The organism is Methanobrevibacter sp. V74 (assembly GCF_963082495.1).
Taxonomy (GTDB): domain Archaea; phylum Methanobacteriota; class Methanobacteria; order Methanobacteriales; family Methanobacteriaceae; genus Methanocatella.
Window position 1 is genome coordinate 198,070 of record NZ_CAUJAN010000004.1, and the last position, 21,552, is coordinate 219,621.

The window sequence follows — 21,552 nt, forward strand, 5'->3', positions numbered from 1 at the left end:
TGAAAAGTTACACTTGAAATGCATGTCTGCAAATTGTGTCTTAGAACTTATAAGTGAAAAGTTACACTTGAAATGAATGTCTCCACCTTGTGTATTAGAAGTTATAAGTGAAAAGTTACACTTGAAATACTCCTCTCCAAAAGGAATTTTTGAAGTTATAAGTGAAAAGTTACACTTGAAATACACGTCTAAAATTAGGTGTAATTAAAATTTTACACTTGAAACCTATGCATTATAAGTCTAAAAAGTAATACCCGAGCATACAATATAAAATTATTTAAAATAAAAATGCCAAACTTATATACATATAAAGGATGTGAAAACCATGTCAGAAAATATTAAAACAACTGTTGAAGAATTGCGCAAATTGATTAACGTGGACAATGTAATTGGAACTCCAATTGAAACTGAAGATAAAGTTCTCATTCCAGTGATGAAAATGGGAGTAGGATTTGGAGCCGGTGAAAACATACTTGGCAGTCAAGGTAGTGACGCGGCAGGTGCTGGAGCTGGAGTAGAACCAATATCAATGGTGATGATACCTAAAAAAGGCAACGATGCTGAAGGGGTCCGTGTACTTGACTTAAGCAAAGGAACCGAAACCAACAAAGCAATATCTGATATCGGATTGATAATTACTGATCTTGTAAAAAGCTTTTTAGACACACAGCAAGGTGTTGGTGAAGAATACTACGATGAATCAGAATACATTGAACCTGAATTCAGCACCAGTGATGATGCAAAAGAAGAATAGGGCTTTACTGCATGCTAAACATCCTAGAGGTGATTATCCTAATAATCATCTTTTTTATTATTATTTTACTTGCAACAGGAATCAAAATAATATTCAGGTATAATAAAACTGGCAGTGAAGTTAAAGGATGTTTAAAAATACTAATTTTTAAAAAAATCAAAATTTACAGTCTTGATTTACCCTTTGAAAATAAGGAAAATAAAGATAAAGACTTTAAAGAAATAGTGAAACTGGCCAAGCCTTGTTCTAAAGACTTGCTAAATTATTTAAAGCTTATTTTAAAAACAGTTGATATTAAAAAAATAGAAAATCACATTGTTTTTGGCCTTGAAAGCTATGCTGAAACTGGAAAATACATAGGCATCATCTGGGGGGTTTTAGCGGTGATAAATTCAGCCAATAAAAACCTGAAGATAAGTGCTGAACCATCATTCAGAGGAAGCGTATTTGACATGAAAGGTGAAAACGAATTTGAATTTTACCCATTTAAAATTTTAATGCCAACAATCAGGTTAATTTCAAAAAAAGAGATTAGACTATTAATAAGGAGTGTCTTAAATGGGTGAAAATTTTGCAGAGGACATAAAAGAGTTTTTCAAATGCAAAACAGATGAAATTATTGAGTTTAAAAAAATCTGCGGATTCACATTTGTTTTTATAACAAAAATAACCATGATTAGAGATAGATTATCTTCTGCCGAGATAAAACCGGTTGGCATAATTTATAATGAAAATGACCAATATTATTTTGCACCATTAAATGGAAATGTTAAAAATATAGAAGAGATTGTTGAAAAATATGTTAAGGAAGAGGAATATTTTCACTCTCAACAATAACTTCAACAACAAGAGGCCCTTCTAGATTCCTATCTAAAAGCAATTCCAAATCGTTTAAATTGTCTACTTTTACAGCATCAATCCCATAACTTGCAGCTAATTTTGCAAAATCAGGATTATTTAATTGTGTTTGATATGCATCCATCCCATAGACATCCTCTTGCCATTGGCGAATAATCCCATACTCCGAATTATTTAAGATGAAAATGATTACATCCAAATCCTGTTCTTTAATAGTTGCAAGCTCCTGGAGATTCATCTGGAAGTCTCCATCCCCATTGATAACAATGATTTTCTCATCAGTTGCAATGGCAGCTCCAATAGCTGCTGGAAGACCATAACCCATCGGTGCCATGGCTCCTGAGAATAATAATTGTCTTGGCTTTGAAGATTTCTTTAAAAGAGCGGTCCAAGTGGTATGGGATCCTGCATCTGAGACGACAATATTGTCATTGAACTTATCTAAAATTCTTTTAATGGCAGCTTGTGGTTTTAAATCATCATCAAGACCTTCTAGATGATATGAATCATCAATTTTAAAAATATCCTCAATCCAGTTGACTTCCTTAAATCTGGCTTCAAGCATGAATTCCATTACTTGCCCCTGAATTGGATAATCCCCAACCAAAACATCTTTATTGATATTTACATGAATGAAATTATCTGGAAGCTCAGTCAATGTCCTCTCACTAGCTTTAATGCCCAAACCAATTATGCAATCAGAATTTTCAAATGCATATTTAGCTTGAGGATTTGCCCGAATTCCACATAACCCCAAGTTTAGAGGAGATTCATCAGGAATTATTCCTTTTCCATGATAGGTTGTTGTTATTGGAATTTTATATTTCTTAGAAATCCTTTCAATGTTATCTCCATATGATATTGCCCCTGCACCTAAAATAAATAATGGCTTTTCAGCCTTATCGATCAGCTCTTGAGCCTTACCTAGATTTGACATGTCATCATCACACAAATAGCATAAATCAAAATCATTGAAATCCTCTTGAAGGAGAATGTCTTTTGATAAATTAATATGAATAGGACCTTTTGGGAAGTTTTTCAACTCATAAATAGAAGCACGCAATGCATACATTACTTCTGTACCATTTAAAGGATAATATGATGCTTGAGTAATGTTTTTAAAGATCTCAAACTGAGGAGTTGTTTGGAAATAATCGCTTCCTCTGTATTCTAAATCATTGTCTCCAGTTAGGAGCAATACCTGGAGGTTATCTTTAAAAGCGGTAGCCATTGCCATTGTAGCATTTAGTGCGCCCGGTGATGCAGTTGTAATGCATACTCCAATTTTGCCTGTTGACCTTGCAAATCCATCTGCTGCATGAGCCGCTGCTTGTTCATGACGTGTTAAGACATGATTAATTTCGCTTTCAGATAATGATTTATAAATAGGCATTATCTGCTCACCAGGAATTCCAAAAACAGTGACAATTCCTTCTTCAGCAAGTATTTTAACGATTTTATCAGCTACGTTCACATTTTTACCTCCTGATAAGAACCATTATATTCTCCCGAACCCTCAACAGAATACACAACAGCTTGTGCAATTCTATCTCCCGATTTGATTTCATATTCAAAGTCTCCATGATTGTATATTAAAAACATCAATGTTCCATAAAATCCAGGATCCCCAACAGCAGTTTGTACAGAGACAAATGACCTTAAAAGAGTAGATCTGGGCAAATACAACATTGCATAACCTTTCGGGATTTTAATTTTCCTTTTAATACTGGCAAGATATGCCGTATGAGGTTTTAAAGTGTATATATCCTCTTCAAGCTCTTCAATTTCAGGCAGGTTTTTTTCATTGTCAATAAGTGACCCTTCACTTTTTTGAACATAAACCTTGTCCAGTTCCAAATCAATTCCAGAGGGCTGGACTAAATCTGCAAAATCTGGAAATAGTTTAACTAGTTCTTTTTCGCCAAGCATAATTATCAAATCCTTTTAATAATTTATTTATCTAGATAACTTAATATATTTTAATGGTGATAAAATGCCCGTAGTGACAATTGCTGGAAATGAAAAAATAAGTATTGAGAAAAAAAGAGAAATGGTTAAAAATGTATCTAAAACCGTAGCTGAAGCATATGATTTGCCTATTGAAGCTATTACTGTTTTAGTTCAAGCTTACCCTGCAGATAATGTTGGAGTAGCTGGTGAACTGTTAAGTGAAAGAGAATAAAAATTAAAAGGAGAGTTTATATGACTCTCCTATAAGTTCAAACCAAAAAAAGAAATTTGTATTTGAATAACAAATACGCATCAATATTAATCAAAGATATTATTTAAAAATTACTTTTTAGCGTAATAATTGCCATTTTTAACAATCAAATCTGATTTTATAAGATCCTCTAAGTTTTTTTGGATTTTTTCATCAAAATTCTTTGATTTAAATCTAATTAATGATTTTTTAATATCTTCAAAGCTGGAGTTATTAACCTCATCATAAACACTTTGCTGGAAAGGTGTTAAGTTAAATATAATATCGTTTAGAGGATTTTTCCTCTCTTTAAATGACCAAACCTCATCCTGAACTTCAATATTGAATTTGTCTTCTAAAGCAGGGATTTTATCCCTAAGCTCATCTAAATCCGGATGTTGGGCAAGTCCAAGTTTATGTTTAAATATTTTATTTAAGAATTTCTCGTGCAGTTCATTAAGATTAATATCTTCTTTAGTTTTAAATGAATCTAACACATATATCTTATCACCAATTACCTCTAGAACTTTATAACTGTTTGTTTCCTCGTCAAACTCGATTTGTTTAAATGCACCTAAATTCCAATGATTATCTAAAAGAAAGTTCCTCACAAATTCGGCATCTTCAAGAGAGTTATAATATCCAAAGATACAATCCTCACCAGCAATTTGTTTTTTAATAACAAGAGTGTCCGCCAAAAATGATTTTTGAGTGTGGATTCTAGTAAATGGTCACATCAAGCTTTAATTGGTGTGTAGTGGATATACTTTCACAAAAATCAACAATATCTTCTTTATTATTTTGTTCTCCTTGAATAAGATTATATAATCTTTTTATATTGTATGCTAGTGCATCTAGGTTGAGTCTTTCTCCGGTTTTTACCATTCCGATTACTATTTCTTGTTCTACATGGTATTGTTCTTTGAATATTCCGAATGGTCCTTCTACACTTGGTCTTTTTTTGAATTCTTCTTTATATTCTTCTTTTTCCATTTTGAAGAACATTGCTCTTTCTAATCTGCCACCGTTTTCTGTGATGGTTTTATGTGTTTGTTTGTCTGTTAAGCAGGATTTTCTGTGAATGCAGTATTTACATGCAGTATAATTGTTGTAGAGTCTTTTTATTTTGTCGGGTTTGTCTGGTTCTTCGTTTGGTTGTGTGTGTATTCTTTGTAGAAGTACATTGGTTGTCCTGATGGGCACATAAATAAGTCTAGGTCGGATATGTAGTAAAAGTGGTCTTTATGGAATTGGTTTGGATTTAATTTGCCTATTTTTTCTTTGGATTGTTTTCTTGTTGGTATTAATCCATCTATTCCTTTGTTTACAAAGTATGATAGGCTTATTTGATTTAAATATATTGTATCTGCACTCATGTGTTTTGGTACTTTTCCTATGTTGTTTATTGCTTTGTCAGCTACTTCTGGTAGTTGGTAATGGTCTGTAGGGTTTTGTGTGACGTTTAATGCGCAGATTAGTTTGGTGTCGTAATCGACTGCAGATTGGATATTATAAGCAACCAGGAAGTTTCCTTTTTTGCCTTTCATCATGCGTGCTTCAATATCATTCATTGGTATTTTATCCTGTCCTGTGAATTTGAATTGAGTTCTGATGTCATATAATATTTCTAATTTTTCATCATTGGACATTTCCTTGTCATCATTTAGTATTTTTTGAGCTGGTTTATTGAGTTTTTCAAGCTTTTTAAGGTCAACTTCCAGTCCTTTGTAGAACTGGACCAGCAAATTGGTTTCTTTTTTGCTGATCATATTTTGGTTAGAATTGAATGCTTTTTTGATGGTCCCATCGACTACAACATGATTAAATTCAGTGAATCCTTTTTTTACGGCCATTTTTAATGTCATTTGAAGCAATACTTCATAATAACGTCCAAATTCATCACGATACCTTTGAATTGAACGTTCAGAGGGTTTAATTCTATCACAAACGAATTTATATATGTCATGGTACTTTGTCATTTCTGCAATGACTCTAGCACTTTCAATATGGTCTATTTTTGCATAAACAAGTAATTTTAACATGGAACATGGAGGATATGAAGGCCTACCGCCTTTTTTCTTATTCTCTTTAATTCCCAAAATCGGATAAAATTCTTCAATAAAATCAACCACAAAACGAGAAATATGATTCTCTGGAACATTAAAATCTATAAGTCCTAATGCCTAATTCAGCCTGATTCTTAATAACTTTCTTACTAACCATAAATAACCAACACATAATAACTCATATCTAATATAAAATATGTACATCATAGTATATAAATATTACTATTCTAAAAATGACTAAAATCAAATATAAATAAATCATTATAATCCATATTAAAAATTATGAATAATAAATAATTAAAATTAAATTCTAATTAATTTAATGAAAAAAATTAACAAAACAAGAAAATTATAACGCAGTTATAAAAAATTCAAAATAAAAAAAATTAGTTTTGGCGGACACCCAACAAATGTATCAAAGACTTTAGTAATGTTTAAACCATATTTTGAACTATTAGGATTTCTTTTATATTTTTTAAGTATCCCATCAATTTTTGTGATGGTTTTCTTTTATATTTTTCAAGGAGATTTATTTTCCCATCAATACTTACAACAAAATAAGTATCCTCAAATTTATATAATTGTTTAATTGAGTCTAAATCCCAAGCATTATCTATTAATTCATCTCTAAAGAATCTTGCATCATCTAAACTTGCAAATTTACCATAATTTTTTGAATTTTTAATAATTGTATATGAACTATTAATCAATCGAATATATTTTTCAGCCATCAATATGACTTTGTTTTTAAAAACAGATAAGTTTTGAGATTGAAACTTTAGATAAGTTGTTTTATAAGTTACTTTTTTACCAATTTTAAGTTTAGACATTGTCTTTGATTCTAACCTGTTTTGAACAACAAATCTTAAATTTAGCATGAAAACGTTTTAATTTAAAATGTTCTCAAATACATGGAAAAAGGAAAAAATGGTTTTATAAGCTATTTTAAATTTAAAATATCATTTTTAGACAAACCAGTTATTTCAACAATATCTTCAATCGAATAAGCTTTTTTAATCATGTTTTTAGCAACATCCAATTTAATTTCTTGTCTACCTTCTAACCTACCTTCTTCTCTACCTTTTCGTTCACAGTAACGATCCATTGGATTAAGTAACATATAAGTTTCCTCCCTATGAAAAAGGAAAAAAAATAGTTTTATAAACTATTTTATATTCAAAATATTTTTTTTAGACAACCCAGTTATTTCAACAATATCCTCAATCGAATATCCTTTTTTAATCATGTTTTTGGCAATGCCAAATTTAACTTCTTGTCTACCTTCTAACCTACCTTCCTCTCTACCTTCTTCTCTACCTTTTCGTTCACAGTAACGATCCATTGGATTAAGTAACATATAACTTTTCTCCTCATATTGTTTTGATTCACTATCATCTAACATATTTGTACTTAAAACATCGAACAAATAAATAATCGCTTTTTTCTCATTAATATCCATTTTAGATTTTTCAGCAATCTTTTCAAAAAGATTACGAGCTTTAATTAAAATATTTAATGGAGATTCTTCATAATCTGTGTAAACAATTACTTGAAGTGATGCAATATCTTCATCTGTAATTTCCTCACTGTTTTTTAGTTTATTTTCAATATTTTTAAAGATATCTGTTGCTTTGAATTTTTTAAGAGAAATCATGTGCATTATATAATTACATCCCTCATTAATCCCAAATTCTATTTTATCATATTTTGCTTTTTTAGTGCACAAAATAAATAAATCAACATATTCATCTATAAATATGCGTAAAGTAGACACATACTGATAAAATCTTTTAATATCTTCACCTGTTGGAAGTGTTGACTGACATTCCAATATTAATGATGTCCTCTTCCCATCTTTTTCTGCTTCACATACAAAGTCAAGACGGGAAATTGAGGGCCCTAAACTAATATATTCAGACAACAATACTTTTTTGATAGTATATGGAATATTCATGAATTTTAATAGACCATTTGCTCGACTATGTAGAATAGCTTTAAAAATATAGTCGTTGAATTGACCATAAGTTTTATTTGAAATATCTATTTTTGAATTCATAATCATTATTTTGGACAAATTCCTATTTATATTTTTCTGTTCATTAAATAGAAAGCAATAATTAATTATTATTAAAATTTAACAAATTTAAAGCAATATTGGAGTATACAAAATTAATTCACCACTAAAATTACACCTCCTCTAAATTCAACAATATCTAGTTTTGTTTGATATAAAGTATATAATCGCCATTATTTAAATATTAAGGATGTATGGACTTATAAAATTGCTCTAGGTTCAAAAAATTGCTTTAATATAAAAATAATTAGTCGCGAACAAAATAACTGTAGAGCTCATCTTTGACTTCACAGTCAAGACGGAATGTGAAATTAACAATCGGATGACTTTTACCATCAATATTTCTGTAAAGTTGTTTATAATTTAATGGTGTCAGACTGCCCATATAATAAAACTCTATTCCTTCATCATTACTTTTTTGGATAAATAACTCAATATCCAAATCATCATAATCAACTAACGGCTCCAATTCTTTTGAAGAAACTTTGCGATTATTCCTACTCATCCATGAGAAGGTACCTTTATTAATAAAGTGATCATTGTAGTTTATTGTCTCTGAAATATCTTCTGACTTATCATAAGTGACAAATATTGGGCAGGTATTGTATTTTATTTTATACCCTCCGATATTTTGCCCATTCATAAAGTAATCCCAGTTCAAGATCCTTAAAACGTCTTCACGAGAGTATTTCTCATACAATTTAAATTGCAAGTCAGATTTATAAATCATTTCATATTTATAAAATGCATATTTTAATGCGTCGTTTAAATGATTATAATATGTTGGATTTGTTAGCGCTTTTTTAAAGCTTGAGGATATTTCAAATCTCTCCGTATCATCTTTGAAGTTGAAAAATAAATTCTTGGGGTTTGATACAATGTTTTCTATCGTATTCTTTTGATGACCTTCACCGTTTTCTTTTCTATAAAAGTTCAGGCTTAAAAAGTTAATGGCCCCTTCAATATCATCTATCTGATTGAGAAGGCCAAAATTATCTTTTAAACACTCTTCGACTTGTGAAACAGTGAAATATTTGTTGATTTTCAAACATTCCAAAATTATAAGTTCATGTGGCCTAATTCCCTTTAACAATTTTTTTGAAATAAATTTCAATGAATCCCTCTCATCGTCACTTATATGTGAAGAATAGTCCTCTTCAATGTCGCATAAAAAATCATGATATGTCGGATAGTCCTTGTGATTGAGAATCAATTCAGGATTAAATTCGCCGTTGACTGCAAAATCATATAATGACGGAATGTGGCCCAACTTGTATTTTAATTGATTGTACTTTTCTTTAAACAATGCCTTTCTTGAAAAGGAAGTATTGTTAATTGACTCATAGATGCGCTTTTGTGAAATTTCATCGAAGTTGATTGATGATGCTCCAGGAATGATCTTATTTCCTTCCATCAAATACTTGCGAATCCTGTCCTTATCATAAGATCTGTCTCCCGAAAGAGCTATTGGAATCATGAAATTATTTTTGTAATTTCCAATAAAGTCAATGATGACAACATACTCCTTATCCTGATATTTCCGAAGACCCCTGCCTAATTGCTGAATGAAAATAATAGGAGATTCAGTTGGACGAAGCAATAGAACTTGATTAATCTCTGGAATATCAACACCTTCATTAAAAATATCAACAGTGAAAATAAACTCCAATTTATCTGGATTGTCATCATTTACTAGTCTGTCAATGGCCTCAAGACGCATATCCTGTGCATCCTCACCGGTTAGGACAAGAGAAGCATGACCTCTTTTATTAAATTCACGAGACAACATTTGGGCTTCTTTTTTTCTTGAGCAAAATACTAACGCCTTTCGTCTCTCTCCCGAGTATCCGTAAAACTCGGATTTTTCAATCAAATAATCTGCTCGCTCATCTGATGCAAGCAAGTTAAAGTCATCAAAATCATCATCAATCTCACCACTCTCAAATACAACATCGCTAATGCCAAAGTAATGAAACGGACATAACAGATCTTCTTCAAGAGCCTCTTTTAATCTAATCTCATGGGCAATATTGTTGTCAAACAAATCATAAATATTGAAAGCGTCACTGCGCTCTGGTGAAGCGGTCATGCCCAGTGAAAATTTGGGTTTGAAGTAGTCTAAGACTTTTAAATAGGACAATGCTCCTGCTTTGTGAACTTCATCCACTACAATATAGTCAAAATAATCTGGAGAGAATTTGTGATAAACCTCATCTTTAGACATGGTTTGGATAGTGGAGAATAAATAATTTTTATCGAAATCTTTTGAATTGCCGGTCAATAGGCCAAAATCATCATGATTTTCAAATACATTCCTATAAGCTTCAATAGATTGCTTTGCAATCTGTTCCCTGTGAACTAAAAATAGAAATCTTTTAGGATTAAAATCCTTAACTGCAAAAGCAGATGCATAGGTTTTACCAGTTCCTGTAGCAGATACAAGGATTGCACGCCTTTCACCGTGACTCACTAGATTTCGAATATTTTCTAGAAACTGCTCCTGCATATAGTTTGGAGTCAGAACAATATTGTTTTCTTTTATTTTACGTGTTAACTTTCTAAAACTACTGAACTTTTTACTATCCCTATAAATTTTTTCATAAATTGGAAGCACATCACAGAGATTTTCCCCATCAACCCATAGTTTTTCAAATTCGTTTTTGATTTGGTTTAACATCTCCCCCTCTTTTAGTGATGTGAACTCGACATTCCATTCTTTGTTAACGCTAAGTGCATTCATTGTCATGTTGGAGCTTCCAACAATTCCTGTGAAAACATCCCCTTTTCTAAAAATATATCCTTTAGTGTGAAAACCTTCATTTTCTTGCAGATAAAGTTTAACATCAATATTTTTAAAAGAATTGAGTTTTTTTAATGCTTCCGGTTCGGTGAAGTTCAAATAATCAGTAGTTAGGATTTTACCTTTAATATCATGATTTTCTAGATAACTAAAAACTTCCAGTAAGGGAGTGATGCCGCCTTTTGTGATGAAAGCAACCGAAATAATAAACTCATCGCAATTTAGAAGCTCATCCCTAATTGAATTAATGATTTTGGAGTTATCATTGTTTGACAGCAATCTTGGACGAAAGTTAGCACTGGAAGTGGAATTTTCATCAACGAATGCTGTTCTTGCACCATTTAAAATTTCAATCTGATTATTCATTCTTGATCTTGAAGATATTTGATTAAGGCATCCAATTTATCAATCTGCATTTTGAATTCTTCTTCTCTTGGAGATCCTTTAACTTTTTGGAGTTTCACTTCAAGATCTGCTTTTTTTGCTTTTGCAAGTTCTATTCTATTCATAACTAATCTTCCATAGTTTCTTTTAAATAATTAACCGCTTTTATATCGGCAGGAATCCAATCAACATCATCCAATTGACTTTTAGTTAACCATTTAGCATCATTATGTTCAAGAAGTTTTGGAGTGCCTTCGCTGATGACTGCTTCAAAACAACTCATTTTTAAATAAAAGGTAGGGTATTGATATTCCAACTCTAAGGCGAATTTAGTGGGTTTTATTATGCAATCAAGTTCTTCTTTGATTTCTCTTATGAGAGCTTCTTCTTTTGTTTCATTATTTTCAATTTTGCCCCCTGGAAACTCCCACATATTAATAAATTCTCCATAACCTCTTTTAGTAGCTAGGATTTGATTATCTTTTTTAATAATAGCTGCAACAACATTTAAGGTTTTCATCTAAACTCCTCTGGTTAAATATTAAGCAGCTTACGTTATAAATGTTATTTAAAAAATGAGCAATTTGGGAAAGATTGAAATTAATCTTCTAGATATTCCAATTATTGTGATGAAACTTGTGCCAATACTATTTCCTTAACTGAAAGGCCACTTACATCAATGAATATCTTCATTAACTCTGAAGCGCATAGACATAAGAGATTAAAAGTTAAATTAATTTATAATGAACTATATACAGTATACTATGAAAATAGATAAAAGAATTATAATATTGATTGCAATTATTGTCATATTATCCATTGGAGTTGCATGGGGATTATATACCCAACACACATCAAACAAGGACAATAGAACCCTTGTAGACAATTCAACTGTTAAAAATGCGACAATGAATGAATCATCAACTACAGGATCTTCTTCTGAAAGCGGAGAATATGGATACTGTGCAATATGTGGAAAAGCTCTGACATATGCAGAGGCAAATGATGATTATACTCAAGGAAAAATTTGTCACAGTTGTGCAGCAAATCCTTATTATGAAACCGGTGAAGGTGCAGACTATGCAAATAAAAAACTATCCGAGGCATACCCTGAGGAATATTCATGGATGAATGAAGATACTTCTAGTTATGAGGATTATGAAGATACTTCTAACTATGAAGATTATTCCGATGATTATTATGAAGATTATGAGTATTAGAATTACTAATTTTATAATACATTGAAAAGTGCAGTATCCTATGATTTAAGATAATGTACAACTTGCAAACATGAAATTAGAGTTTAAATATGGGATTTTGTGAAAACTGTGGAAATGGAATTTTTATAGTGGATTAAAACTTGTGAATCTGAAGAATTAAATCCTTCATTTGGAGGAGGAAGACCTAAAAATAAACTCATGATCTCATAATTATAGATGAAATCATCGAAAAAAGACAAATATAACAATTAAAGAAATGCATATTCTTGTTAATGAAAAATTCAATGAGATTATGGTTTAAAATAAAACGGAAAAATTGTAAGGAAATAATGTTATAATTTAGTAAAGCATATTCAAAATTTTCAAAACATCCTAAAGATGCTAAAGAACAGTGAAATTCAACAATATAATAATTATTTGATGAAATATCATTTCAATGAATCATAAACTAAAAAATCACTAGAATAATCTGAAAATATTTAATCATATCACTTAACAATCTAAAAAAAGATACCCTATCAAAAATGCATATAAAATTTATCCAATTACTATCGATCATATTAATCGCAACAAATATCAATAATTAGGAATTATACTATTAAAATTTAAAGTAATTAAACCTTGATTGAATTAATAAAGCTTTAATAACTTCTTTAATAAATACTTCTAAATTATCTTCTTCAGAACCATCATTTCCAGGAGTTAACGAAAATGCACCCACTGATGGAATTATCATATTCGACTCAAAGAATTGTTTTGTTTTATTTCCAGGATACAATACATAAGATCCTTCAGTTTTTAAAATAGAATCTTTGTAAGTATGCATTTTATAGATATCTCCATCTTTAAAAACGTATTCTTTTTCTTCACGTGAGTCCCGTTCCTCAATTTCATCATCAATTTGTTTATCAGAGTGTATTGTACTATAAAAATCAACAATTTCAAGTTCTGATCTGTATTTTGCATCAAAATGAATATAATTTATATTATCATTAATTTTAACAAGCAAAGTGTAATCTGGTTTAAAAGCCAATGAATAAGATCTGTATTTTGACTCATCGGAAAATCTTAAATTATAAAACAAATTTATTTCAATATCAAAACCATACAAATTTAAATAAAATCTCTTAAAATGATTGATGATTGTGCTCCTTTTTTAATACTTATTGACCAATTATCTTTGTTAATTTTAAAAACATCTTCAAAATCACTTTTACAAATACTTAAATCATTTAAAACTTTTAATAATTTAAAATAACACCAATATTCATATAATTCACTTAATTTCTTTTCAAACCCTTTGAATTGATCATTAATTTCATTCCAACTTAATCTAAATGAAAATTCAAGAATTAAAAAGTATTGGAAAATTTCTCTGTATCCCTCTTTTTTCTGCAAAATTTGTGAGTTAAATGGAACATATTCCATTGTTGAGATATGATTAAAAAATTTATTTGATAGATAATAGTCAATTTCCTCTCCAAAATACCATAGCTGATCTTTAATATAACCTTCTTTAGAACTTTTAAGTAACTTTTCAACCAAATCCCTAATTAATTCTAAAAAATATTTAAAAAATCTATTTTCAGGAGTATTGATAATATCTTCATGTTTAATTTGCTCTATTTCATGGGGAACATATCCCATTTAATCTATGAACAATTTTAAAATCAGCATCTGATTTAAACAGATCATTTGGATTAGATACAATATTTTTTAAAGTATTTTGATTAACATTAGATGCAAAAGATAATGGAACCGTTTCAGCATGAGTTTTAAGATGAGAATGTAAGTTTTTAGACAGATATTCAAAAATTGATGGGAGATTTTCTTGTCGGAATAGATATTCTAAAAACATGAAGTCCTCATAATATGTTTCTTTTTGTCTGTAATCAAGTTCAAATTCTTGGTATAACTGTGAGTTAATCTCAAATAATAAATTTAATGAATATTGTGATAAATCAGCGATCATAGTAGAGTATTGATTGAGATAATCAATTTTTTTAGATCTAACTTCAATTGGAATTTTAGTAGAAGTTATCCCATCTTTTTTAACATCTAAAAATGATTTTCCAACATAGCTTCTAAAATTTAGAGTTCCAGCGATTTTATACTGATTACTATTCCCTAATGAGAATCTAAACTCTTTGAAATGATTATCGTTAACTTTAGTTAGTGAATATAACACTTCGAAACTAGATTTTACATCTTCTGATTCGAATAGTATTTGATACTCTGTTTCTTCTAAAAACATTAATTTAGCAAAATTAGCTCCAATATTTGGACAATATTGAATTGGAGTTATATTATCTGGTTCATCGACAACAGGAACATTATTTAATGATATTGAATGTGAAATATCCAGATTAGAATTATGATTACCATTGTAATCTAGTGAACTGACCGTCAATGTTCCAAATTCATTTGAATCCTCATCAACAAGTTGAATAATAACTTTTTGCTCAATCATTTAAATCTTAATTAATAAATGAAACATATCTTTGAACAGACAAAATTTTAGCCATATTTTGGAGTTTTAAAGCTGAAGTGTAATATCTAGTATTAGTTTTATCAACAATAAACAATTTAGGATTTTCAGCATTATTCCTATACTCTAGACAAATATTAAATAAATCATTTAAGACATTACCAATAGCTTTTTCAGATCCATGTAATTTTGGAAGAATTTTTTGTTTAATCTGAGCATCAAAATATCTCTCCCAATTATCCCATTCATCAGGAGAGTTTTCATATTTCCATGCAACAACCATGAATCTTAAGATTTCATTGATTACTCTGAAACCAAAGGCAAAACTAGATCCCTTAAGAATTTCTTGAAATCCAGTAAGCTCCATTGCCAATATATTCCATAAATTTTCATCATCATAAGTGATTTCTGATAAAATTTCTTTTAAATCTTCAATATTTAAATTAGATATGTCTGAATCTATTAATGGAGATTGTAAATAATTAATATCACCTTCAAAATCATTTAATTCGTTAGTTAAAAACATATACTCCCAAGCAGTTACCGTGTCGAATTCGATAGTATTTGCTCTATCTAATACTTTTGGTGAAAACATATAAGTTGTTTCGTCAACATTAACTGTTCCAATGATAAAAAGATTATCTGGAATCATTAACATTTCATTATTACCATATAAAGGGATATTTTCTCCACTTTCAATAGCTGATAAAAAATCTGAAAAATATCTCTCAACATGAGATAAATTCATTTCATCCAAAATTAAAAAGTAAGGATTGGTCGGATCTTCTTGTGCTTGCTTGATAAGCTCATAAGCAGGAGTAGATTGATAAATTTCCATGATTGCATTATAATAACCAATAATATTAGTATTATCTGTCCAATTAGCACCTACTGGAACTATTTTATATTTAGAAGAATTTTTAATGAAATCCGATAAATTAACCTCATCACTATTGTGTGTTTCATCCGATTCATTGCAATTGAATTGTGGTTTAAAATTTTCAAAATTAAAACTATCAATTTTAAGTTCAACAGTTACTTTTTTACCAATATTATCTCTTAAATAATCTTGCAAAATATTATTAGGTTTAAAGGTTATTCGAGGCATTATTCTAAATCGACCTTTAGAATTAATACCATTAACACTAAGGTTACAATTAATTGAACCATGTTTAAACGGCAAATATCTAAAAATTGAGTTATTCATTATCCATTGTCTATTTTTAGCAGCAGTTTTATTAGCATTTTGAGTTAAAGTAATCCCTCCATCATCAATTTCATCATATTCTGTGAATATTTTTTTTATATCCAAACAATTAATATTTAAATCGACAATGGATTTATCATCTTTTTCATATAAATCCTTAAAGTAATCAATTAATTCATTATTTGAATAATATATTTGAGTTAAAATATCAATATGTCCCTCAGCAGAGATTCCATCAACCACCATAGGACAAGTTACTTCACAATTTTCAATAGGTAAAATTTTTTCAAAATCATCTTTTTCAAGTGTCCAACCCATATTTTTCCAAGAGGAATAATTTGTTTTAGCTTTAACTGTAAAATAATTAGCATTTACATTTATAGAAGCACTATTTATAACATGAGAATTAGTTATAAATTTAGCAAATAGTTGAGATAATTTTGTTTTTTTTTTTTTTTTTTTTTTTTTTTTTTTTTTTTTTTTTTACCAGTTCCAGAATTCCCAGTTAATATTTCAAACGGTTTAACTTTTAAAGATAAAAGATAATTTTCAATTAATTCTTTATCAAAGTAATATCCATTAGAAATTAAGTGTTTATAAAATGAATCAGCATGTAATTTATCAGACATATCAATAACCTACTTAAAGCAATTTTACGAAATGAAATCAATTTTTCATAATTAATACAATTTATATATATCCCAATATTAAAAAATGTCGATATCACTTTAAGACTCTTTCAAAAACTTAAGTGATAAAATTGTTGATTAATTATAAACTTAAATTTTCTACAATAAGCAATTAATTAACTTTAAATTATAAAAATAATTCAACCATTGGGGGAAAATTTTTAATGAAAAATTTGTTTAAATTAAAATCGCACAAGTTTTAAAGAACTCCAAATACTTATTACTAAGAAAAATATAACTCAAAACATAAGGAGACATATTATGGTTAAAATTAATTTGAAATTGACATTTTTACTTTTAGGATTGTTGTTTATATTAATTGGCGCTGCTTCTGCTAGTGAAAACACTACAGATATAGCTAATGATGTAAATACCACACACCCAGAAGAAGTTGAAAATATCTCAACTGACATCACCAATAGCTCAGTTGAAACAAATCCTGTTAAAAAACCCCCTGTAAAAATCGAAGCTAAACCTGTTAGTGGCAAACAAGGACAAAAAGTCAAAATAACAGCAAAATTTAAAACACAAGACAATAAAGTACTGAAAAATAAAAAAGTGACCTTCAAGTATGATGGTAAAACCTATAAAACCAAAACAGATAAAAAAAGGAAAAGCCAGCATAACTATCAAACTTCCTAAAGCAAAATACTTCAAAACTATCAAAAAACTAAAAGGAAAAATTCTTACAGTTGAAAAGGTTTATAAAACAACAAGAATTTGCAATATAAGTATTGGTGGGTCTGATACTCAACTTAAAGGTTCCGTTAATGTAAAAGTTACCTCTAAAAAGAAATCCAGCATTAAAAAGTACAAATATGCAAAATATAGAACAAATGTAATTCCTTTCAAAAAAGGAGAGCGAAAATACACAATTGGTTCTATAGTTATTGGAACTTTTAATTATGTAGAAAAAGACATGCAATATATTTTGGTAATAGCTGGGAATAAAACGGCAAAAACCTATCTGGACATCACAACAAAACTCAAAACACTCCACCATAATGGAAAATATTATTGGGACCGCTCTTGGGAGTCCTGCTTAGACTTTAATGAAACCCCTGGTGTAGTGTACTGTCATGATTTGGATAAGGTGAGTAAAATTAAAATCAGATACGAATCCCCACATTATGAGCGAATAAAATAATCGAGGAGTAATCCTCATTATTTTTATTTAAATGAATTATGGCATTTTATGAATAGGAATTACTTCTTTTCATTTAAGATTGTGGCAATCAACAGCGAATCTGATTCTTTTTTTTTTAAGATTTCAACTATCCGAATTACTGCAAATCATTATGCTCTCCAATAAGACCATTATTATCAGAGCTACTTTGGATTATGCGGCAGGCATGGATATTAAATTGAGATGAATGGTTATGATGAAAGTTATTTTTTAATAAGTCCTATACCAAACCTTCGCTTTATAAGGAGCGTATCCTTTAATCAATCCTGTTGAAATATGAGCGCTATTTCCTTTGACTGTTTTGGTTTTCACATGTTTTTTTACATTTTTAAAGTAAAATTTAACTTTAACTATCTTAGTGTGATGGGGTTCAATGTCCCCATTCATGCCATTTCCAATATACCATGCTGTAACGCCTGTTCCCCTGTCAAATTGCATATTGCCTGAGTATGTAACATATCCGGCTATCGCATCCCCATTTTTAAGTTTGACCGCTTTTGGAGCCCATAACACTCCAGGTTTAAAATCATGAATCCTAACTGCTACTTTTTTAGTTTTAGCCGCATCCACATCTTTTGCTAAAGCCACACCCATAACAAGCAAAGCACAAATGAAAATTAATAAAATCATTGCATGTTTTTTATTGAATCCCATATTATCACTAAAAATAATTTATTTAACTCCTTCCATAGCCCCAATCATTAATGGCATGTTTTCTGATTTAATGACAACCAATTTATCATTTTTCATATAAGAAAATGTATAAGTGCCATTTTTATCTACAAGATAACCCTTTTGAGACCCAAGCATTGTTTTTCCGGAAGTGATGTTTTTTGACATGTCCTTTTTAACTTTTTCAACAGTTCCATTATCCGCAACAGAAATATTTAACTTGTTTTTTCCATGTTTGAAATCCATTTCAGTGTTATTTTCATAAGTTATATTATAATCTGCAGGTATTGTAAAGTTAATCCCATTTATCTCAAAGATTTCCACTTCCCTAAATGCAAATGTTCCAGATTCAGGAGTGAATTTCTCACCATGAACACATGCAATTAATGTAAATAAAATTAAAATTGCAAGAACATATCTGACTTTCATAACCATGATTTTGTTTAAATTTATTAATATAATTATTTACCAATTGAATTTTTAAAAATATAGATTGAATTTGATTTAGTCAAATCTAAATGCCTTGAATCAAAATTTAGGCATGTAAAAATAAATAAAACTTTAAATAAGACATATAATATATTACTATGCATAACACACTCCTGTGTTATACTAAAAAAATTTTTTAGTTTAAGTTCTAAAGGTACCATCCGCCTTTAGACTTAACAGTATTTATAAGATTACCTGAGACAGCCTTGTTTCATTTGTAACAGCTATTATTATACCTTTATCACCTTGAACATATCCAAAGTAGTGTAAGCCGTCTTCAGTATAATTCCAACCAGTATGATTATTTATTGTTGATTTATTAGCACCCTTTTTGTACAATTCATCTAAACTCATGCCCATCCAGTCTGAGATGACGGTTATGATAATTTCTCCCTTGGCTTCATTAATATAAAAACAAGTTTTTCCATCAGATCCCAAATCATTGAAGTTTTCATTATCTTTTGATTCCCCATATCCTGCAGGAATTGTGAATTTCACATCCCTGAAGGTTATATTTTTTGCTTCATCTGAATACTTCACATCCTCGCTTGCACTTACAATACCCATAAGAAACATTGCCAAAAGCACAATAACTGCCAACTTCACTTTCATGGTTAAAATATTTATTTTAATATATGATAAATATTTCCATGCCCATTTACTAAAAGAATGAATAGACAATTTAGTTTAAATGACCCAAAAGTATTAAAATAATTAGCTGCAAAGTAAATATAATTAAACATACAAACTAAAGTGCAAAGGATTTGAGGACAATGAATACCAATTCACTAAAATATGGAATTTTCTCATTTATCATACCCGGCCTAAGCCAATATTTAAATGGGGACAAACAGAGAGGATTATGGCTTTTTAGCGCAGCAGTACTTATCCACATAATCGTTTGGTTTTTTATAAATAACTCCTTTGGAAGTGGTCTTCAAACATTATACCACCTATACTCCGGATATGATGCATATAAAAATTATTAAATGATGTCAGTCATTTGCCGGTTTAATTTTTGTCAAAAGAATTGCAGCAAGAACTGCGGCAACAATAATCATTAAATCAACCATAATCTCAAATGTTTTTGCAGTTGAAAATAGCTGAACTATGCCGATAGCCCACATCAGGATTAAAACACATGGAAGCAAATATTTAATCACGAATACCCAAGTTCTGCCAACTTTAAATGTGGAATGTTCGTTAAGTACAGACAGGAAACGTTCCACACCATAAAACCAAGCAAATACAATACATTGAACACCTATTAAAAGTAGAATTCCGAATTCATTTACAAATGAATCTATAATGCCAACAAGGTAACTGCTAATGCCTGTTGTTAAAATGACTGAAAATATGCATCCAACAATGCTTAAAACTGTTGCGGTTTTCTTTCTAGACCATCCAAGTTTATCTGATGTTGAATTTAACATCGGTTCTAAAAAACCTAAAGCTGAAGTAATGCCTGCAAATAATATGGCCAGGAATAGTAATGGCGCTAAAACTCTTCCTATTGGACCCATAATGTTGAAAATCATTGGAAAGACAATGAATATTAATCCGGTGCCTTCAGTGATTAACTGAACCATAGGAGTTCCTCCAGTATATGACATGTAACCTAAAATTGAAAATACTCCAAATGTAGTGCAAATTTCAAATAAAGAGTTAGATGCAACCACTATTAAAACATTATCGATTAACTTAGAGTTTTCCGGCAAATAACTTGCATAAGTAAGTGCAATGGCCTGACCCATACTTAAGGAGAAAATAATCTGTGCAAAAGCAGCAAGCCAAATGTTTACATCCAAAAGCTTATTCCAATCCGGAGTCAATAATGTTGTAACGCCAATACTTGCACCGGGCAAAGTCAATGCATAAACAATAATAGCCCCCATCATAATAAATAGAGAAGAAATAAGAATTTTAGATGCCTTTCCAATACCCTCCTCAACATTTTTATGTGAAATAAACCATAAAACACCCCATAGAAGTAAAACACCAACAGTTGTTGGAATTAATAAAAAACTAGCATTGTCAAGATTGGAACTTCCGCCTACGCTGTTAACGAAGTAGGCCGCCGCATCAGATCCCCAGCTAAATGTGAAGCTAGATCCAAGATATACCAAATCCCAACTTAAAATTACCATATAATAAACTGTAACAATAAAGACGAACAAAACCAAAATCCATGCAATAATCTCGAATTTCGTGTTGATTTTCTTCATAATATTCGAGAAAGATTCTTTAAACGAGAACCCCACACCATATTCAAGTATTAAAAATGGAATTCCCATGATGGCAATAGCAATAAGATAAGGAATGAAAAATGAACCTCCCCCATTAGAGTAGAGCACATAACTAAACCTCCATATATTGCCAAGCCCAACAGCTGCCCCAATCATGGCGAAAATGAATGCTGTCGATGAATCCCATTGATTTTTTTGTGACATAGGTATTACATTCAT

The 21,552-nt window shown here is 30.0% G+C and carries 27 protein-coding genes; 8 read left to right on the forward strand and 19 right to left on the reverse strand.

Features of this window, described 5'->3' with window-relative positions; all coding sequences use genetic code 11:
• The first annotated feature begins 325 nt into the window (after window positions 1-325).
• The 3 genes from Q9969_RS08090 to Q9969_RS08100 are packed head-to-tail and all read left to right on the forward strand — an operon-like array spanning window position 326 to window position 1,591.
• Complete coding sequence (locus Q9969_RS08090) at window positions 326-754, forward strand: spore germination protein GerW family protein (protein WP_305515135.1); 429 nt, start codon at window positions 326-328, stop codon at window positions 752-754.
• Window positions 755-783: 29 nt separating this feature from the next.
• On the forward strand, window positions 784-1,320 hold the full coding sequence (locus Q9969_RS08095; protein WP_305515137.1) for a DUF2953 domain-containing protein: 537 nt from the start codon (window positions 784-786) through the stop codon (window positions 1,318-1,320).
• Window positions 1,313-1,591 (forward strand): hypothetical protein, encoded by a 279-nt coding sequence (locus tag Q9969_RS08100; protein WP_305515139.1) that lies wholly within the window; start codon window positions 1,313-1,315, stop codon window positions 1,589-1,591. Before Q9969_RS08095 ends, Q9969_RS08100 begins: the two co-directional genes overlap by 8 nt.
• Here Q9969_RS08100 and Q9969_RS08105 read toward each other — a convergent pair.
• Both Q9969_RS08105 and Q9969_RS08110 read right to left on the reverse strand, forming a co-directional pair.
• Entirely contained in the window at window positions 1,557-3,086 is a 1,530-nt protein-coding gene (locus tag Q9969_RS08105) for a thiamine pyrophosphate-binding protein (RefSeq protein ID WP_305515141.1), read from the reverse strand. The genes Q9969_RS08100 and Q9969_RS08105 overlap by 35 nt on opposite strands.
• Window positions 3,083-3,541: a deoxyuridine 5'-triphosphate nucleotidohydrolase gene (locus Q9969_RS08110; protein ID WP_305515143.1), complete on the reverse strand. Its 459-nt coding sequence runs from the start codon at window positions 3,539-3,541 to the stop codon at window positions 3,083-3,085. The genes Q9969_RS08105 and Q9969_RS08110 overlap by 4 nt, the downstream gene beginning before the upstream one ends.
• A 64-nt stretch (window positions 3,542-3,605) precedes the next feature.
• Between Q9969_RS08110 and dmpI the strand changes: the two genes are divergently transcribed.
• Window positions 3,606-3,794, forward strand: a complete 189-nt coding sequence (gene dmpI / locus Q9969_RS08115) for a 4-oxalocrotonate tautomerase DmpI (protein ID WP_305515145.1) — start codon at window positions 3,606-3,608, stop codon at window positions 3,792-3,794.
• A 110-nt stretch (window positions 3,795-3,904) separates the two neighbouring features.
• Here dmpI and Q9969_RS08120 read toward each other — a convergent pair whose 3' ends face one another.
• The 9 genes from Q9969_RS08120 to Q9969_RS08160 form a co-directional block, all read right to left on the reverse strand.
• Window positions 3,905-4,510, reverse strand: a complete 606-nt coding sequence (locus tag Q9969_RS08120) for a hypothetical protein (protein WP_305556126.1) — start codon at window positions 4,508-4,510, stop codon at window positions 3,905-3,907.
• A gap of 22 nt (window positions 4,511-4,532) precedes the next feature.
• The gene (locus Q9969_RS08125; RefSeq protein WP_305556129.1) at window positions 4,533-5,015 is read right to left on the reverse strand and encodes a transposase; all 483 of its coding nucleotides are present in this window, start codon (window positions 5,013-5,015) and stop codon (window positions 4,533-4,535) included.
• A complete protein-coding gene (locus Q9969_RS08130) occupies window positions 4,934-5,944 on the reverse strand; it encodes a transposase (protein WP_305556131.1) in 1,011 nt (336 codons plus the stop codon). Before Q9969_RS08130 ends, Q9969_RS08125 begins: the two co-directional genes overlap by 82 nt.
• A 368-nt stretch (window positions 5,945-6,312) precedes the next feature.
• Window positions 6,313-6,708, reverse strand: coding sequence for a hypothetical protein (locus tag Q9969_RS08135; RefSeq protein WP_305556134.1), 396 nt, complete (start codon window positions 6,706-6,708; stop codon window positions 6,313-6,315).
• 110 nt (window positions 6,709-6,818) lie between these two features.
• Complete coding sequence (locus Q9969_RS08140) at window positions 6,819-6,998, reverse strand: hypothetical protein (protein WP_305556137.1); 180 nt, start codon at window positions 6,996-6,998, stop codon at window positions 6,819-6,821.
• A 45-nt stretch (window positions 6,999-7,043) separates the two neighbouring features.
• Window positions 7,044-7,934, reverse strand: a complete 891-nt coding sequence (locus tag Q9969_RS08145) for a hypothetical protein (protein ID WP_305556140.1) — start codon at window positions 7,932-7,934, stop codon at window positions 7,044-7,046.
• A gap of 265 nt (window positions 7,935-8,199) precedes the next feature.
• On the reverse strand, window positions 8,200-11,118 hold the full coding sequence (locus Q9969_RS08150; RefSeq protein WP_305556143.1) for a DEAD/DEAH box helicase: 2,919 nt from the start codon (window positions 11,116-11,118) through the stop codon (window positions 8,200-8,202).
• Window positions 11,115-11,261: a hypothetical protein gene (locus Q9969_RS08155; protein ID WP_305556146.1), complete on the reverse strand. Its 147-nt coding sequence runs from the start codon at window positions 11,259-11,261 to the stop codon at window positions 11,115-11,117. Before Q9969_RS08155 ends, Q9969_RS08150 begins: the two co-directional genes overlap by 4 nt.
• Before the next feature lie 2 nt (window positions 11,262-11,263).
• On the reverse strand, window positions 11,264-11,656 hold the full coding sequence (locus tag Q9969_RS08160; protein WP_305556149.1) for a (deoxy)nucleoside triphosphate pyrophosphohydrolase: 393 nt from the start codon (window positions 11,654-11,656) through the stop codon (window positions 11,264-11,266).
• A 244-nt stretch (window positions 11,657-11,900) separates the two neighbouring features.
• On the opposite strand from Q9969_RS08160, the gene Q9969_RS08165 reads away from it, so the two are divergent.
• A complete protein-coding gene (locus tag Q9969_RS08165; protein ID WP_305556152.1) occupies window positions 11,901-12,356 on the forward strand; it encodes a hypothetical protein in 456 nt (151 codons plus the stop codon).
• A gap of 598 nt (window positions 12,357-12,954) precedes the next feature.
• On the opposite strand, the gene Q9969_RS08170 is transcribed toward Q9969_RS08165, so the two are convergent.
• Genes Q9969_RS08170 through Q9969_RS08185 form a run of 4 tightly spaced genes read right to left on the reverse strand, consistent with a single transcriptional unit; the run spans window position 12,955 to window position 16,369 of the window.
• The gene (locus Q9969_RS08170) at window positions 12,955-13,467 is read right to left on the reverse strand and encodes a nuclease domain-containing protein (protein ID WP_305556155.1); all 513 of its coding nucleotides are present in this window, start codon (window positions 13,465-13,467) and stop codon (window positions 12,955-12,957) included.
• A gap of 2 nt (window positions 13,468-13,469) precedes the next feature.
• Window positions 13,470-14,003, reverse strand: a complete 534-nt coding sequence (locus Q9969_RS08175; protein ID WP_305556159.1) for a DUF2357 domain-containing protein — start codon at window positions 14,001-14,003, stop codon at window positions 13,470-13,472.
• Complete coding sequence (locus tag Q9969_RS08180; protein WP_305556162.1) at window positions 13,984-14,826, reverse strand: DUF2357 domain-containing protein; 843 nt, start codon at window positions 14,824-14,826, stop codon at window positions 13,984-13,986. The genes Q9969_RS08175 and Q9969_RS08180 overlap by 20 nt, the downstream gene beginning before the upstream one ends.
• A gap of 7 nt (window positions 14,827-14,833) precedes the next feature.
• Window positions 14,834-16,369, reverse strand: a complete 1,536-nt coding sequence (locus Q9969_RS08185) for a hypothetical protein (RefSeq protein ID WP_305556165.1) — start codon at window positions 16,367-16,369, stop codon at window positions 14,834-14,836.
• A gap of 632 nt (window positions 16,370-17,001) precedes the next feature.
• Here Q9969_RS08185 and Q9969_RS08190 point away from each other — a divergent pair.
• Entirely contained in the window at window positions 17,002-17,382 is a 381-nt protein-coding gene (locus Q9969_RS08190) for a hypothetical protein (RefSeq protein ID WP_305556167.1), read from the forward strand.
• Window positions 17,312-17,887 (forward strand): hypothetical protein, encoded by a 576-nt coding sequence (locus Q9969_RS08195; protein WP_305556169.1) that lies wholly within the window; start codon window positions 17,312-17,314, stop codon window positions 17,885-17,887. The genes Q9969_RS08190 and Q9969_RS08195 overlap by 71 nt, the downstream gene beginning before the upstream one ends.
• A 249-nt stretch (window positions 17,888-18,136) precedes the next feature.
• Here Q9969_RS08195 and Q9969_RS08200 read toward each other — a convergent pair whose 3' ends face one another.
• From Q9969_RS08200 to Q9969_RS08210, 3 genes are all read right to left on the reverse strand, one after another.
• Window positions 18,137-18,580 carry a hypothetical protein gene (locus Q9969_RS08200; RefSeq protein WP_305556173.1) on the reverse strand — a complete coding sequence of 148 codons (444 nt, stop codon included), beginning with the start codon at window positions 18,578-18,580 and terminating at the stop codon, window positions 18,137-18,139.
• A gap of 18 nt (window positions 18,581-18,598) precedes the next feature.
• Complete coding sequence (locus Q9969_RS08205; RefSeq protein ID WP_305556176.1) at window positions 18,599-19,027, reverse strand: hypothetical protein; 429 nt, start codon at window positions 19,025-19,027, stop codon at window positions 18,599-18,601.
• Window positions 19,028-19,270: 243 nt separating this feature from the next.
• Complete coding sequence (locus tag Q9969_RS08210; RefSeq protein ID WP_305556179.1) at window positions 19,271-19,663, reverse strand: hypothetical protein; 393 nt, start codon at window positions 19,661-19,663, stop codon at window positions 19,271-19,273.
• 197 nt (window positions 19,664-19,860) lie between these two features.
• Here Q9969_RS08210 and Q9969_RS08215 point away from each other — a divergent pair, with 197 nt between their 5' ends.
• Window positions 19,861-20,076, forward strand: a complete 216-nt coding sequence (locus tag Q9969_RS08215; RefSeq protein WP_305556182.1) for a hypothetical protein — start codon at window positions 19,861-19,863, stop codon at window positions 20,074-20,076.
• 6 nt (window positions 20,077-20,082) lie between these two features.
• Here the strand turns inward: Q9969_RS08215 and Q9969_RS08220 are convergent, their stop codons facing one another.
• Window positions 20,083-21,537: a sodium-dependent transporter gene (locus Q9969_RS08220; RefSeq protein WP_305556185.1), complete on the reverse strand. Its 1,455-nt coding sequence runs from the start codon at window positions 21,535-21,537 to the stop codon at window positions 20,083-20,085.
• Between the last annotated feature and the right edge of the window lie 15 nt (window positions 21,538-21,552).

Coding starts and splice junctions, on each gene's coding strand:
- Q9969_RS08190 (WP_305556167.1), top strand. CDS start 17,002: ATGGTTAAAATTAATTTGAAATTGACATTTTTACTTTTAGGATTGTTG.
- dmpI (WP_305515145.1), top strand. CDS start 3,606: ATGCCCGTAGTGACAATTGCTGGAAATGAAAAAATAAGTATTGAGAAA.
- Q9969_RS08210 (WP_305556179.1), bottom strand. CDS start 19,663: ATGTTTCTTATGGGTATTGTAAGTGCAAGCGAGGATGTGAAGTATTCA.
- Q9969_RS08100 (WP_305515139.1), top strand. CDS start 1,313: ATGGGTGAAAATTTTGCAGAGGACATAAAAGAGTTTTTCAAATGCAAA.
- Q9969_RS08150 (WP_305556143.1), bottom strand. CDS start 11,118: ATGAATAATCAGATTGAAATTTTAAATGGTGCAAGAACAGCATTCGTT.
- Q9969_RS08195 (WP_305556169.1), top strand. CDS start 17,312: ATGATGGTAAAACCTATAAAACCAAAACAGATAAAAAAAGGAAAAGCC.
- Q9969_RS08185 (WP_305556165.1), bottom strand. CDS start 16,369: ATGGGTTGGACACTTGAAAAAGATGATTTTGAAAAAATTTTACCTATT.
- Q9969_RS08110 (WP_305515143.1), bottom strand. CDS start 3,541: ATGCTTGGCGAAAAAGAACTAGTTAAACTATTTCCAGATTTTGCAGAT.
- Q9969_RS08145 (WP_305556140.1), bottom strand. CDS start 7,934: ATGAATTCAAAAATAGATATTTCAAATAAAACTTATGGTCAATTCAAC.
- Q9969_RS08160 (WP_305556149.1), bottom strand. CDS start 11,656: ATGAAAACCTTAAATGTTGTTGCAGCTATTATTAAAAAAGATAATCAA.
- Q9969_RS08205 (WP_305556176.1), bottom strand. CDS start 19,027: ATGAAAGTCAGATATGTTCTTGCAATTTTAATTTTATTTACATTAATT.
- Q9969_RS08200 (WP_305556173.1), bottom strand. CDS start 18,580: ATGGGATTCAATAAAAAACATGCAATGATTTTATTAATTTTCATTTGT.
- Q9969_RS08140 (WP_305556137.1), bottom strand. CDS start 6,998: ATGTTACTTAATCCAATGGATCGTTACTGTGAACGAAAAGGTAGAGAA.
- Q9969_RS08180 (WP_305556162.1), bottom strand. CDS start 14,826: ATGATTGAGCAAAAAGTTATTATTCAACTTGTTGATGAGGATTCAAAT.
- Q9969_RS08165 (WP_305556152.1), top strand. CDS start 11,901: ATGAAAATAGATAAAAGAATTATAATATTGATTGCAATTATTGTCATA.
- Q9969_RS08175 (WP_305556159.1), bottom strand. CDS start 14,003: ATGGGATATGTTCCCCATGAAATAGAGCAAATTAAACATGAAGATATT.
- Q9969_RS08215 (WP_305556182.1), top strand. CDS start 19,861: ATGAATACCAATTCACTAAAATATGGAATTTTCTCATTTATCATACCC.
- Q9969_RS08090 (WP_305515135.1), top strand. CDS start 326: ATGTCAGAAAATATTAAAACAACTGTTGAAGAATTGCGCAAATTGATT.
- Q9969_RS08220 (WP_305556185.1), bottom strand. CDS start 21,537: ATGTCACAAAAAAATCAATGGGATTCATCGACAGCATTCATTTTCGCC.
- Q9969_RS08155 (WP_305556146.1), bottom strand. CDS start 11,261: ATGAATAGAATAGAACTTGCAAAAGCAAAAAAAGCAGATCTTGAAGTG.
- Q9969_RS08135 (WP_305556134.1), bottom strand. CDS start 6,708: ATGTCTAAACTTAAAATTGGTAAAAAAGTAACTTATAAAACAACTTAT.